The following is a 14,528-nucleotide window of genomic DNA, read 5'->3' as shown; positions in this document are numbered from 1 at the left end:
CAATAAATGGAAGCTTTCTTCATACTGTTATTTTTAACATGTTGAATCTGCTGCGATTGCACCTGCTATACTCCAAGCCAAGTTGATTGCCAAACCGACAGGGCCTCCAAATGCAGCTCCCCAGATTGCACCTGCTGCAAAACTGGCGACAGTGGTCGCTATATTACAGCTGGTACGGCTTCGTGTTATCACACCTTTATTTGTAATATTACTCATGATATTTTCATAGATAATATCTGTTGCTTTGATAATAAAATCTAACTGCTCTCTATCTGTTTCTTTCATAAGAGAAACTTGTTCTTTGAATTGTTGAAAATCTTTCGTAGAGATATTCTCTTGCGAGATGAGATTCAGCACTAGTTTATAACCGTCTTCTGATAAAATGTTGCTGAAATAATCATTGTAATCCATTGGAACATATATGTTTGGATTACTGCGTGTTTTCGCAGCTGAAAATTTATATTGTAGCATGTATAAATTAAGTGAATCTAAATCGATATAATCTAACCGTGGATCGTAAAAACGATATATGCTGTTAATATAGTAGGTTGTAAAGTCACCTAATTCATTGAGAAGCATTTTTTGTTCGATATCAGTGTCATGGTTGAAGTCCTTTGATGTAATTTCTTCGTTTGAACATGCTGTTGTAATCATTATTGTCAACAGTAAGCACGTATAGAATAAAAAACTTTTAGTTGTCATAAATAATTAATTTAAAAGTTGATGAATATTTTATTTGTTGTTATAAAGTTAAATGTTTGCCATTTTATACTATATTATCAAGAAGTTAACCTTACGTTATATTTACAGCAAGAGATTTGCTTGAAAAAGTCAGTCTTGAAATCCTTCCCAGTCTTTAAGAGAGTGTGTTTGTGTTGATGCTGTGTTTGTGTTGCTTTAACTTTCTGTCAAGCATAGACTTTTTCAAGAATCTCCTTTATTTCTCCCTATCGGGGTGGTTTCCACAGATTGGGCCTGCTGCATCTGCGAGCTTTTGTGAATTTGATGTCTTTCATTGTTCTTTGTTTTTTTACTGTTGTTGTATTTGTTTTAATTTGATGTTGCAAAGTTAAGCGCTTCACTTTGTATCTTTTGTTAGAGTAATGTTAGTTTTACGTTAAACTTTCATTGTTCCTCAACAGAGCAGGGGCAGAAACTTTAGTGTGTTCTGCGGATGCTGCGGGTTATAATACTTCTTTTTCGTTTTCATTGATTTTAGTCTTTAATTGTTAGTGCTCTTTTTGTTTGATGTTGCAAAGTTATGGGCTTTGTTTCGGGATTAATGTTAGGACAATGTTAGTTTTACGTTAAACCTATCGCTTCTTGTGTTTATATATCTTTGGTTATTGATTGGTTTCTAGAACATAGACTATTTTCCCGTCAATTATAACTATTTTGTATGTGGCTTTCCCACCAAAAATGTTTCTTTGTTCTTCCTTCGTTAATTCAATAGTAAGTTGTTTCATGTTTTAAATAATTAAAGTTGTACATTGTATTTCCTTTTGATGTTGCAAATATACAGTGCTATTTGCTGATAATATGTTAGAAAAATGTTAGTTTTAGGTTAAAACTTTAATTTGAATTGTATATTTGCAGAAAAATAAGAAGTTAGTGAAGAAACAAAAGTATAGATATATTCGCTTGTTTACCTTTTTAGGTTTGGTGGCTGTATTGTCATTGCAAGCAGCATGGATATACAATACTTATATGCTTATAAGGAACAATATCCAAAAAGATTGTTGTGAGGTCGTAGAAAAGACTCTTGAAAATGAAATGGTAATAAGGATGGATAATCTTCCTGAAGGTTCACAGGTAATAGGAGGAGAAGTGAATGATACTATAAAGCCGCTGACGTATTTTTGTGAAAACTTATCTAATATGGGGCGAGAAATATCCATGGTAAGAATTGATTCCATCGCATCTGCCTTATTGAAGGAATATAGTATTGAAAGTAATTTTGTTGTTTGTACCATGAATCCTCAGAACGATAGTATCTTGCAAGTAAGCAAGAAAGAAAATTTATCTCTTTGGGGAGTCATAAAATCTGAACCATTTCTTATAAAATCAGATTCCACTGAAGCGGTACAACTTCTCCTTATTAATCCTTATAAAGTTTTTTTTGAACGTATGGGCTTGTTGATGATAGCCTCCTTTATCATGCTGGTTTTGGTAATCGGTTGCATTATCTATCAGATTAAAGTAATCATCTATCAGAAGAAAGTGGCCAAGCTTCGTGAAGACTTCTCATATGCTATGATTCATGACATGAAGACACCGCTTAGCTCTATCATGATGTGCTCTGATGCGTTGAATGACGAGAAGATAGAAAGTATGCCGGAATTGAAAAAAAGCTTTCTGGGAGTGGTGAAGTCTGAAACCGTGCATTTGCTGAAGTTGATAAACAGACTGTTGACTATCTCGAAGCTGGAAAATGATAAACTAACGATGGTAAAAGAGAAAGTGAAGCTAGAACCGATGCTTGAAAGAATAAGGGAAACCTTTAAGGCAAAATCTACCAAGCCGTTGCATTTCACGTTAAACCTGCAAGCCAAGGAAGTGAATGCTGACAAGGAATATCTGGAAGAGGCTGTCTATAACTTGGTGGACAATGCCGTGAAATATTCTAAAGACGAGGGGGAGGTAGAGATAGAAATAACTTCGGAGTGCAGCGGAGGTTATTCCTGCATCAAGGTGCGCGACAACGGTATCGGTTTTTCTGAAGAAGATAAACGTAAGATATTTGATAAATTTGAGCGTGGTTCTGCCATCAAAAGCTCCCGTTTGGGCAAGGTCGCAGGGTTTGGATTGGGACTGAACTATGTGTATCGGGTGATGGAGGCACATGGAGGGACAGTGACGGCAAGCAGCGTGGTTGGAAAATTCAGTGAATTTACATTGTATATGCCGGCATCGGAGGAAGAGGATACTGAAAACAAAATGATAGATGGAAAACAAAATTAAATTGCTTTTGGTGGAAGATGATTCCATGTTGACCTATGTCGTAAAGAGCAGTCTGGAAGGACTGATTGGAGGATATGAGGTTATTACGGCTGTTAATGGGCAAGAAGGCTTGAAAGCATATCAGGAGTATCATCCGGATATTATTATCTCGGATGTGGATATGCCGGTGATGAATGGTTTTCAGATGGTGGAGCGCATCCGTGAAGTGGATGGAAATATACCTATCCTACTGGCTTCGGCGTTGGGCTCGCCCAAAGATGTGACCAGTGGATATAAGTTAGGAGCCGATAATTACGTGAAGAAGCCTTTTGTGGCTGAAGAACTGGATGCACATATACATGCTTTGCTTAAATTGAGAAAAGGACAGCCTTCGCGCAATGAAACAGATTGCTACCACTTCGGGCAATACACACTGGATGCCGCACACGCAACCCTTAGGAATGACAAAAACGGTGAGAAAACAGTGTTAAGTCGGCGCGAAGCCGGAATTCTCAGACTTCTTGCACAGAACAAGAATCAAGTAGTGAAACGGGGTGCTATTGTCAGCCACAATTGGGAGACTCAGGATGAAAACGACTACTTTATCTCGCGTAGCCTTGATACCTATCTGGTGAAACTACGCAAATGCTTGGAAGACGATCCTACGGTGTCCATAAAGACAGTCAGAGGGGTGGGGTTGATGTTGGTAGAGGAATAATTGAGTAGGAGTGTATCATTTTTTATTGTTTCTTCAATGCAGTATTTTGTTTGTTCAAGCATTTTCTATATATAGATAACTGTTTTAAAACTAATACTATTTTGCTTATGCTTAAAAAAACGATTGCTGCGTTAAGCCTACTTTGTATCCTTGCAGCCTGCCAGAGTGACGACAACTCTTCACCACAACCCAAGCCTCGCAAAGACATTGCCTTGACCCGTGCCGAGCAGGAGATGACGGATTTAGGAACGGATTTTGCTTTCCGTTTCTTTAATCAGGTTTGTAAAACGGAGGTGGAGAAGCCCAATCTGTTCATTTCTCCTTTGAGCGCTTCGCTCTGTCTGTCTATGATTGCCAATGGAGCGTCGGGAAACACACTGTCTGAGATGACAGATGTCCTGGGCTTTTCGGGCTATTCGTTGGAGGAAATGAACAACTATAATAAGAAGCTGGTGGAGGCGTTGCTCGATTTGGACAATACCACGCAGCTGGGAATTGCCAATTCCATCTGGATAAAGCAAGGGTTCGGTGTTCATGACGACTTTGTAAGCGTGAACAAAAAGATGTATGACGCGCAAGTGCAGGAGCTGGATTTTGCCTCTCCCAAAGCTCCGGGCATTATAAACGGCTGGTGTGCCGGGAAAACGAATAATTGCATCCCCAAAGTCTTGAATGAGATTCCGGAGACGGCGCGTCTTTATCTATTGAATGCGCTTTATTTCAAGGGGATTTGGAAGAATCAATTCAAAAAATCGGATACGGCAGAAGAGGCTTTTACGAATGCTGACGGAAGCAAATCGACTGTACACATGATGAATCTTCGTGACGAGAGATTCAACTATGCCGAGAATGAGTATTTCTCAATGGCAGAGTTGCCTTACGGCAATGAGGCTTTCAGTATGGTGGTGCTCTTGCCGGCAGAGGGAAAATCGTTGGATGAGTGCCTGCCGCAGCTGAATGACGAGCGCTGGGGGGAATGGAACAGTAGTTTATCAAGCTCTGCCTTGAACCTTAAGTTACCCCGGTTTGAAATGGAATATGATAAAGAACTCATTGACGATATGATGGCAATGGGAATGCAAGAGGCTTTTACTCCATCGGCCGATTTTTCCGGAATGGCGGATGAGGATTTGTTTATCAGTTTGCTGCAACAGTTCACTTATGTGAAAGTGAATGAAGAGGGGACGGAAGCTGCGGCTGTAACTGTCGGAGGAATGGACGTGGCCGCTCCCGGACCAAGTACGGTAATTCCGTTCTATGTGGACCGTCCTTTCATCTTCCTGATAAAGGAGAAGAGTACGGGAGTTATTCTGTTTATGGGTAAAGTCACAAAACTATAACTACAATATATTGAAATAGAAAGAGCTGTCTGCCAACCGCAGACAGCTCTTTCTATTTATAACCGGCTCTTGTATATCTGTGCCATTGCCTTCTGATACTGGTTTTCCAGTTGCAGGAGGTTTGTCTTGCTTTGATAGACAACCGATATTTCAACGAAGTATTCAATCATACTGATTTGTCCTCCCATAAGTGCTTGTTTCAGTAAAGAAAGGTCTTGCTGTTGATGGAAGGTGCGCTCGTATTCCTCCATGGAAGCGTGCAGGTTCTTGGCCTCTTCATAGAGTTGCCACAAGGCGGAGCTGGCTTGCAGTGCGGCGTTCTCCTTTTGGTAGTCAATGTTGAGCGCTTGTGTCTTGGCTATCTTGACCTTATTGCGGTTTTCGAAAAGCGGGAAAGAGAAGCCTACTACTACACCGTTCAGCGGATGCCCCGATTCGGTATTTCTACGGTAACCCAGTTCCAGTTTGGGCAGCCAGCCTTGCTTGCTTGCCGAAATCTGTTTCCGGGCGGCAGAACTTTCACCCTGCAAGGATTGCAGGGTGGGGTCTGAAGCCAGCAGTTCGTCGGCCAGCGGGTGGAAGTCGGCCGGCAACGGCACTGCCGGGTATTCTGTCAATCCGAGTGTTTGGGCGTCGGGTGTGGTACCGGGTCTGGGACGTCCCGGTGTGAGCGGCTGGTTTCCGTTGAGGACAAGCAGCTCTTTCAGTTTGTTGTTAAGTGCCGTCTGGTTCATGCGGGCTTCCGTGCGTACATTCAGCAACTCCAGATTAATCTTGTTGGTTTCCAGTGCATTGGCATCTCCCGTTTCCAAACGTCGGGTGTACATGGCCGATAGCTCCTCCGCATTCTTTAACCGTTCGTCGAGCAGGGCTTGCTGGCGTTGCAGCATGATGATGTCCAGGCATACTTCCTTCGCTTGCAGCAATATCTGCTGGCGGAAGGCGGTGGCTTGTGCATCCAGTGCATTTGTCTTGAGTCGGTTCATCTTCCCTCGGGTGGCGTAAAGCGTGGGGAAGTCGAAGCTTTGCGAGATGACCATTTCGCCGACTGTCTCGTCACTGTTCTTGGAGTCCCAAAGGTGGGCGTATGACAGTGTAGGGTCAGGGAGGTTGTTGTTTGTCTTGTTCTCCAGTTTTTGTGAGGAAATGAGGTGGGAGTTAGCCTGCAACTCCTTGTTGTTGGCCTCTATCTGCTGGAGCACGGCATCAATGCCGGACGTTTGTGCGCTCATCCCCGCAAAAGCGAGGATGGCGGCGCTGAATATGAAAAATCTTTTATTCATTGTCTGACGTTTTAGGTTGTTGGTTACGGTGCATCATTAGGTAAACAATCGGAATGATGAAACCGTTCAGGAACGTGGATGTTAAAAGGCCGCCCAAGATAACCTTTGCCATCGGGCTTTGTATCTCGTTGCCCGGCAGGTCGCCACTGAGAGCCAGCGGGATAAGTGCCAGTGCACTGGATAGGGCGGTCATCAGGATTGGATTCAGACGGTCGAGCGAACCGCGGATAACGCTGTCGTAGACGCCATAGCCTTCTTCCTGCTGCAAGTGGTTGTAATGGCTGATGAGCAGCATTCCGTTTCGGGTGGCGATACCGAACAGTGAGATGAAACCGATGATGGCGGGGATACTCACTTCTCCCGTTGTGATGAGCAGGGCGAATACACCGCCTATCAATGCCAGCGGCAGATTGATAAGGATGATGGCACTCTCTTTCACATTGCGGAATTCATGGTAGAGGAGCAGGAATATCACCACGATGGACATGAACGAAGTAAGTGCCAGCGTGCGGCTTGCTGCCTGCTCGCTTTCGAATTGTCCGCCGTATTCGATGTGGTATCCTTCCGGCAGTTTGATTTGTGCGTCTACCTGGGCTTGTATATCGTTGACTACACTTCGCAGGTCGCGGTCGGCCACGTTGGCGGAGATGACGATTTTACGCTTTACATTCTCGCGGCTGATGGTGTTCGGACCCATGGCCGAGCGGATTTCCGCTACATAGTTCAGTGGAATTTTCTGTCCGTCGCCCGTATCAATCATCAAGTTGCGTATTTTTTCCATTTCGTCGCGCAGGTTGTCTTTCACGCGTACGGTCAGGTCGAAGCTCTTTCCCTTTTCGTAAACTTGGGAAACGGCTTCACCGGCCAGGCAGACATTGACAAACTCCGAAAATTCGGGCAGTGAAATGCCGTATTTGGCAAGCATTTCCCGTTTGGGTGAAATGACAAGTTGCGGACGCTCAATCTGCTGTTCCACGTTCAGGTCGGCAATACCGGGAATCCCCTGGATGGCACTCTTGATTTCATTGCCCAGAGTGAACATGCGGTTCAGGTCGTCGCCGAACAGTTTGATGGCGATGTTCGCCTTTGTACCGGATAGCATGGCGTCTATACGGTGGCTGATAGGCTGGCCTATTTCCACGTTTGCCCCTACAATGGTACCCAGTTTTTCGCGGACTTCTGCCACGAGCTCGCTGCGCGAGCGGTCTTTCAACTCAAACGGTGCCTCGATCTCAGAGACGTTTACTCCCAGAGCGTGTTCGTCCAGCTCTGCACGTCCCGTTTTACGGGCCACGGTCTGTATTTCGGGGATGGAGAGCAGCAGCTCCTCGGCACGGTGCCCCATCTTGTCGCTTTCTTCCAGGGAGATGCCTGGAAGCGAGGAGATATTGATGGTGAACGAACCTTCATTGAAAGGCGGCAGGAACGAGCGGCCCAGGGTGAAGAAACAGCCGAGTGCCACTACAAATAGTCCGATAGTACCTCCCAGTACCCCTTTCTTATGCCCCAATACAAAAGTCAGTGCAGAACCATACCATTGCTTCATCTTGCGTGCTACGGCAGAGTCGCTGTTTTCGTTGTTTTGTTTCTTTATTTTCTCTTTTCCCAATAGATAGGAGCAAAGTACAGGCGTTACGGTCAGTGCCACAACGGTTGAAGCCGCCAATGCCACAATGAATGCAATGCCCAGTGGTACCAACATCCTACCTTCCATACCACTAAGGAAGAATAGTGGTACGAAGCTGACAATGATGATCAGCGTTGAATTGAGGATGGGCATACGCACTTCTTTCGAAGCATTGAACACCACTTCCAGAATAGGAAGTTGCTCGCCGGCAGGTTTCAGTCGGTTTTCGTGCAAACGCTTGTAGACATTCTCCACGTCCACGATGGCATCATCCACCAGCGAACCGATGGCGATAGCCATACCTCCCAGGCTCATGGTATTTATCGTAAAGCCCATATAGTGCAGGGCAAGGATGGAGGCAATCAGTGACAACGGCAGTGTCACCAGCGAGATGACTGTGGTACGTACGTTGGCAAGGAACAGGAAAAGCACGATGACAACGAAAATACCTCCCTCCAACAACGACTTCTGAACGTTTCCGATGGAACTTTCGATGAAACGGCTTTGACGGAAGATGTCTGTGGAAACCTTTACGTCCGCCGGTAGATTCTTCTGCAGGTCTTGCAGGGAAGCTTCCAGTTTGTCTGTAAGCTCCAGCGTGCTTGTGGCGGGTTGCTTGGTGACTGTCAGCAGTACGGCATGCTTACCGCGTTCCGAGGCGGTACCCAGTTTAGGAAGTTTGGCTCCGATTTGAACGTCGGCAATATCTTCCAGCAGGATAGGGGCGCCGGAGACTCCGTTGCTCCGCACCACGGCCTTGGCTATCTGGTCTACCTTGTCGGTAGAAAGTACGCCGCGTACGATATATTCATTGCCATATTCATAGAGCACTCCACCATTGGCATTCAGGTTCATTTCGCGGGTGATGTTCATCACTTCGCTCAATGTTACGCCGTAATGGCGCATCCGTTCCGGGTCCAGCTGCACTTGATATTCCTTGATGTCGCCACCCAGTACGGCTACTTGTGCCACACCGCCCGTAGAGAGCAGGCGGGGACGTATGGTCCAGTCGGCAATGGTACGCAAATCCAGCATAGAGGTCGAATCTGCTGTCAGACCTACAATCAGCATCTCGCCCAAAATGGACGATTGTGGGCCTAGTGTCGGCTTGCCTACGTTGGCCGGTAAGGATTCGTTGACGACTGCCAGTTTCTCACTGACAATCTGCCGGGCAAGATAGATATCTGTATCCCAGTCGAATTCTACCCAGACTACAGAAAAACCGTTCGTTGAGGAAGAGCGTACACGGCGCACACCCGTTGCACCGTTTACAGCCGTTTCTACGGGAAAAGTGACCAGCTGTTCCACTTCCTCTGCTGCCATACCATTTGCTTCGGTCATGATGACCACGGTCGGCGCATTGAGGTCAGGGAACACATCCACTTCCGTATGCATGGCGGTATAAGTACCGCCAATCAGCAACAGCACCGATGCTACCAGCACCAGGATGCGGTTCTGAAGAGAAAAACCAATTATTTTGTTTAACATCTTTTTATTTACTATTTACAATGTACAATTGGGCTGCGCAATGTCAGCCGCACTTGCTGTTTTATCTAATATTTCTTGTTTATCTGACTTTACACTCCCCATTCGTCACGTAACCCTTATACTGCATAGCGAAATGGTACTTTGTAAATTGTCAAATTGTACATGAGATTAGTGTTCATGGCTATGTGCCGGAATAGCATTCGTTGCCGATGCCAGCTTCACTTGATAGGCTCCTTGGGTTACGACGCGATCGCCTGCTTTTATGCCGGAAAGGATTTGTACACTTTCGCCATTGTCGGCACCCAGGGTGACAAGCTGTTTTTTGTAGCCCTCTTCATCCAGTTGCAGGTAGACAAAGAAGCTGCCTTGTTCCTCGGTCAGCGCACTGTGAGGAAGAGACAACACGTTCTCCATTGGTGAGGATAATAGGAATACTTCTACAAACGAGCCGGGAATAACGTCTCCCTTATTGTCGAATTCAAAAGTTACGGGTACATAATATCCGTTCTCACCCGAAGCCTTTCCATAAGAAAGCATGCGCCCGCCCAGTTCTTTCAATGTATATACCTTATTATTATAAGGAGTACAGAAGTTGGCAGAACCGATGCTGTTTAGGTAAGGATAGTACTTTTCGGATACATCCGCACGCAGGAAAAGCTTGCGGTTCTGGGTGACGCTTACCAACGGCTGGCCGACGCTGACGTAGTCCCCTTCTTTCACCAACAGATTCTTCACATAACCGCTGATGGGAGAAACAACAGCCTGGCCGCTTGCCGAATGGTTCTTTGCGACTGCCTCGTAACTGATACGGGCATTTTCGTAAATCTGTTCGGCTTGCGCGAATTCCTTTTCAGATACGATTTTGTTGCCTACAAGCGCTTTCATACGCTCGTATTCTTTTTTGGAAACCTCGTAGGCTATCCGGGCTTTCTGTACCGGGTCTCCGTCGGCCATGTTTTTGGATGACAATACCACCAAAGGAGTACCTTTGCTGACACTCATTCCTTCGATAACTTTTCCCTTGAAGGAAACCACGCCTGCTACTGTAGCTACGGCTACGCTCTCGTCTCCCTGGGCTGCCATCACCTGGCCGCTGGTCTTGATGACTTGATGGAAACTACCCGGTTCAACAGTGCTGACTGCTACGCCGGCAGCTTGCGCCTTTGCTGGTGGCAGGATGATTTCATCGCTTCCTCCGGCATGGTTTTCCTGCTCTTCGTGCTCATGGTTGTGTCCCTCATGTTCGTGGTCATGTCCCTCGTGGTCATGTCCGTCATGATTGTGCTCTTCTGTTTCGTGATTATGTCCTTCGTGGCTGTCTCCGGACTTGCTGTTACAGGAGCCTAAAAGGAATAATCCCAAGACTCCCATGAAAATAACTTTTTTCATGATGATATTTGTTCTTACTTTTTGATTTTGAATACAAAGTTAGGGCATAGGGCGTGCAACCAAATTGCATTGTTCCTTATGCCGGATAGAAATCTGTCCCGGTGATGTTCCGGTAACAGTTAAGCAAGAAGAGACGGAGGGGCACGAAGTCCCGTAGCACATATGATAAATGTACTATGAAGAGATTCCAAATAGATACACTCCTGCCTGCTTATATCAAACTCGGGTAGGATGAGTAACTTGGAAAAAGGTTCAATGAGTAGGGTGACTGTCCACAAGGCATCCGGATGTGAACACACATCATTGGAAGAGCTGGGCGTCTGTTGTACAAAGTGGGTTGTCATGCATCCCGTGTCGCAACAGCAGTGCTCGTTGCCCGGGCTATGACGGTGTCCGCAGCAATCGGCGGTGATATCATTCTTCATGCATATCATTCCGTCGGCATGATGATGGTGGGGAATGACGGGTATCACCAGCATTATCAAGCTGATGAAAAAAAGAATATAGGTTATGTACTGTTTCTTTTTCATTCCTCTATCTTTGGACGGATGCAAAGATAGAGGTTAAGGACTTAATTACCAAATAGAAAATGCTAAAAAGGTTTGAATAACATATTCAATCCCTCATTCATGCTGGGGTGGGTGAAAATGAAGTCCCGCAGGAAATGGTAACGCTGTCCCGTTTTCATGATTGATGCTACGGTATTGATTACTTCTGGTGCATCGGCACAAAGTAGGGTACAACCCAGAATCCGTCCGGTATGGATGTCTACAATAGCTTTGAGCATACCGTCTATGCTGTGTAGCGTACGGGCACGTGGAATCATGGCAGCAGGGATACGTGCCACATGTATGGAATAACCGTTCTTCATCGCTTCCTCTTCCGTCAGTCCTATATGTGCCAGCGGTGGGTCGGTGAAAATGGCAAAGGGGATTGGATACTGGTCTTTTGTACTCCTTTTTTTGTTTTCAAAGAGTTGATTACGGATGATACGGAAATCATCGATGGACAAGTTGTCGAACTGTTCGTCTCCTTTTACGTCCCCCAGGGCCCATACGTGTGGGGCTGTAGTCCGTAATTGGTTGTCGACAACGATGGCTCCCCGCTTGTCTGTTTGTATACCCGCTTTTTCCAGATTCAGCTCTGCAGTCATAGGCTTGCGGCCGATGGCTACCAGCAAGGCATCTCCTTTCAGGTAGTAGGGAGTGCCGTTTGCACTGTCCGTATAGGTCAGAGTTATTCCTTCGGCTGTGTCGTACACGGATTGGACACGGGCGTTCAACCGGACATTGATACGCTTTCGGTTCAATGCTTCCAGCATGGAGGCGGCAATGTCGCGGTCCACTTTAGGCAGAAAGCGGTTTCCCGCTTCCAGCAGTGTGACATGGCTTCCAAAGCCTGCATACATAGTGGCAAACTCCAATCCGACAGCACCGCCGCCGATGACGAGCAGGTGTGCGGGCAGTTTGTTCGATTGCAGCAAGGTCTCACTGGTATATACGTACTTGCTCTCCTTGAGTCCGTCGATGGCAGGCAGGATAGGGGTGGACCCGGTGTTGATGAATATCTCTTTTCCCTCAAGAATCGTTTCGTCCTTGCCGGAGACTATACGGATTGTATTTTCGGACAAGAAAGAAGCAGTTCCGTCATAGAGGGTTATATTAGGCTTGTTTTTTACATTTTCATAATTTTTCTCACGCAGGAAGGATACAAGCTTGTCTTTCCGCGCCACGGCAAGTGCATACAGTTTGGACTGGTTCTTATAATCGTCATAGTATCTTTTTTCCGCATATTCCGATTCGTGAATCAGAGCTTTGGTAGGGATACATCCTACGTTTACACATGTTCCTCCGTACATCTGAGGGGAACGTTCCACGATGGCTACTTTCCAATTCCGTTCGGCCAGTTCGGCGGCCAATAACTTGCCGCCCTTGCCGAATCCTATTATGATGGCATCATATTGTTTCATTTTAATATCTCTTAGTTAAGTGTTTAGTAAAATGAAAACAATATGTATCGGCCATTTGTTCGGACGCCGGGTTTAGCAGATGCTTATCGTTCCAGTTCGCGGAGGGAGTCCATTTTCTTCTTTTCAAGGAATTCGTAGATGCCGCTCAAGTGCTCTTTCACTTGTTTGTTGCCGAATTCATATACCTTGCTTACCAGTCCGTCCAGGAAGTCACGGTCGTGGCTGACGAGGATAAGGGTACCGTCAAAATCCAGTAACGCTTGCTTCAGGATATCTTTGGTTTTCATGTCCAGATGGTTGGTCGGTTCGTCCAGTATCAGCAGATTCACCGGTTCGAGCAAAAGCTTTATCATGGCGAGGCGCGTGCGCTCTCCACCGGAAAGCACCTTGACCTTCTTCATGGACTCTTCGGGGCCACCGAACATGAAGGCACCCAGCAGGTCGCGTATCTTGTTGCGGATTTCCCCTTTTGCCACATCGTCGATGGTCTGGAATACGGTCAGGTTCTCATCCAACAATGAGGCCTGGTTTTGTGCGAAATATCCAATCTGCACGTTGTGTCCTATCGTGAGGGTGCCTTCATGTTCTATTTCCTTCATGATGCACTTCACTAACGTTGACTTTCCTTCACCGTTCTTACCAACGAAAGCAACCTTGTCTCCCCGTTCTATGGTGAGGTTGGCATTCTTGAAGACCACATGGTCACCGTAACTTTTCCCTACTCCCTCCATGATGACGGGATAATTGCCTGAGCGGGGAGAAGGAGGGAATTTGAGGCGTAACGCTGAAGTGTCTTCTTCATCCACTTCCAGCAGTTCCAGCTTCTCCAGCATTTTTACGCGGCTTTGCACTTGCAGGGTTTTGGAGTAGGTGCCTTTGAACCGTTCGATGAATTCCTTGGTTTCGGCAATGAACTTCTGCTGGTCGTCGTAGGCTTTCTGTTGCTGTTCGCGGCGTTCCTTGCGGAGTTCCAGGTATTTGGAGTAGTTTACTTTGTAATCGTATATCCGTCCCATGGTCACTTCAATGGTACGGGTGGTGATGTTGTCTACGAATTTACGGTCGTGGCTGATGACGATGACAGCCTTTCCATTGCTGATAAGGAAATCTTCCAGCCATTGTATGGATTCTATGTCCAGATGGTTGGTAGGCTCGTCTAGCAACAGCACGTCAGGCTTTTGCAGCAACAGCTTGGCAAGCTCGATGCGCATGCGCCATCCGCCGCTGAAGTCACTGGTCTGGCGGTTGAAGTCTTCGCGTACAAAGCCCAGTCCGAGCAGTGCTTTTTCCACATCCTCCTCGTAATTGGTGGAGTCGATGGCATAGAACTTTTCGCTTAAGGCGGAGACATTCTCGATAAGTTCCATGTAGCTGTCGCTTTCGTAGTCGGTACGCGTTTCCAGTTCCTTGTTGAGGCGCTCTATTTCAGCTTCCATTTCATGCAGGTGGGCAAAGGCTTGCGCCGCTTCCTGGAATACGGTACGTCCGTCTTCCGTCATAAGGTGCTGTGGAAGGTAAGCTATGACACTGTCCTTGGGGGCTGAGATTTTTCCACGGGTAGGTTGTCTTACACCTGCCAGGATTTTCAACAATGTACTTTTCCCCGCTCCATTTTTACCCATCAGGGCGATACGGTCTTTTTCGTTGATAACGAAAGATATGTCACTGAATAAAGTAGTTCCGCCGAATTCTACGGCCAGTCCGTCTATAGAAATCATTATATATTTTTTTAATGAGCTGCAAAGATAGTGCAAATCTATTATTTTTTATATCT

Annotated in this window: 10 protein-coding genes; 3 read left to right on the top strand and 7 right to left on the bottom strand. The window is 46.0% G+C overall.

Annotated features, from left to right (window positions below):
- Nucleotides 1-33: 33 nt before the first annotated feature.
- The gene (locus tag DWZ67_RS01680; protein ID WP_133302933.1) at nt 34-702 is read right to left on the bottom strand and encodes a hypothetical protein; all 669 of its coding nucleotides are present in this window, start codon (nt 700-702) and stop codon (nt 34-36) included.
- Nucleotides 703-1,611: 909 nt separating this feature from the next.
- Here DWZ67_RS01680 and DWZ67_RS01675 point away from each other — a divergent pair.
- The 3 genes from DWZ67_RS01675 (at nt 1,612) to DWZ67_RS01665 (ending at nt 4,998) form a co-directional block, all read left to right on the top strand.
- Nucleotides 1,612-2,961: a sensor histidine kinase gene (locus DWZ67_RS01675; protein ID WP_133302932.1), complete on the top strand. Its 1,350-nt coding sequence runs from the start codon at nt 1,612-1,614 to the stop codon at nt 2,959-2,961.
- Nucleotides 2,945-3,658 (top strand): response regulator transcription factor, encoded by a 714-nt coding sequence (locus DWZ67_RS01670; RefSeq protein WP_120138008.1) that lies wholly within the window; start codon nt 2,945-2,947, stop codon nt 3,656-3,658. Before DWZ67_RS01675 ends, DWZ67_RS01670 begins: the two co-directional genes overlap by 17 nt.
- A 107-nt stretch (nt 3,659-3,765) precedes the next feature.
- Nucleotides 3,766-4,998, top strand: coding sequence for a serpin family protein (locus DWZ67_RS01665; protein WP_120138007.1), 1,233 nt, complete (start codon nt 3,766-3,768; stop codon nt 4,996-4,998).
- A gap of 56 nt (nt 4,999-5,054) precedes the next feature.
- On the opposite strand, the gene DWZ67_RS01660 is transcribed toward DWZ67_RS01665, so the two are convergent.
- From DWZ67_RS01660 to DWZ67_RS01635, 6 genes are all read right to left on the bottom strand, one after another.
- Entirely contained in the window at nt 5,055-6,281 is a 1,227-nt protein-coding gene (locus tag DWZ67_RS01660; protein WP_057255759.1) for a TolC family protein, read from the bottom strand.
- On the bottom strand, nt 6,274-9,396 hold the full coding sequence (locus tag DWZ67_RS01655; protein WP_120138006.1) for an efflux RND transporter permease subunit: 3,123 nt from the start codon (nt 9,394-9,396) through the stop codon (nt 6,274-6,276). The genes DWZ67_RS01660 and DWZ67_RS01655 overlap by 8 nt, the downstream gene beginning before the upstream one ends.
- A gap of 168 nt (nt 9,397-9,564) precedes the next feature.
- Nucleotides 9,565-10,785, bottom strand: coding sequence for an efflux RND transporter periplasmic adaptor subunit (locus DWZ67_RS01650; protein ID WP_005833077.1), 1,221 nt, complete (start codon nt 10,783-10,785; stop codon nt 9,565-9,567).
- A 119-nt stretch (nt 10,786-10,904) separates the two neighbouring features.
- Nucleotides 10,905-11,315, bottom strand: coding sequence for a DUF6769 family protein (locus tag DWZ67_RS01645; RefSeq protein ID WP_117600050.1), 411 nt, complete (start codon nt 11,313-11,315; stop codon nt 10,905-10,907).
- A gap of 62 nt (nt 11,316-11,377) precedes the next feature.
- The gene (locus tag DWZ67_RS01640; RefSeq protein ID WP_120138005.1) at nt 11,378-12,754 is read right to left on the bottom strand and encodes an FAD-dependent oxidoreductase; all 1,377 of its coding nucleotides are present in this window, start codon (nt 12,752-12,754) and stop codon (nt 11,378-11,380) included.
- A gap of 83 nt (nt 12,755-12,837) precedes the next feature.
- Nucleotides 12,838-14,472: an ABC-F family ATP-binding cassette domain-containing protein gene (locus tag DWZ67_RS01635; protein ID WP_005827062.1), complete on the bottom strand. Its 1,635-nt coding sequence runs from the start codon at nt 14,470-14,472 to the stop codon at nt 12,838-12,840.
- Nucleotides 14,473-14,528: the final 56 nt, after the last annotated feature.

The sequence above is a fragment of the Bacteroides sp. AF34-31BH genome (assembly GCF_003602795.1).
GTDB lineage: Bacteria > Bacteroidota > Bacteroidia > Bacteroidales > Bacteroidaceae > Bacteroides > Bacteroides uniformis.
The sequence above is the reverse complement of the archived record's forward strand: the minus strand, read 5'-3'. Positions and strand labels throughout refer to the sequence as shown.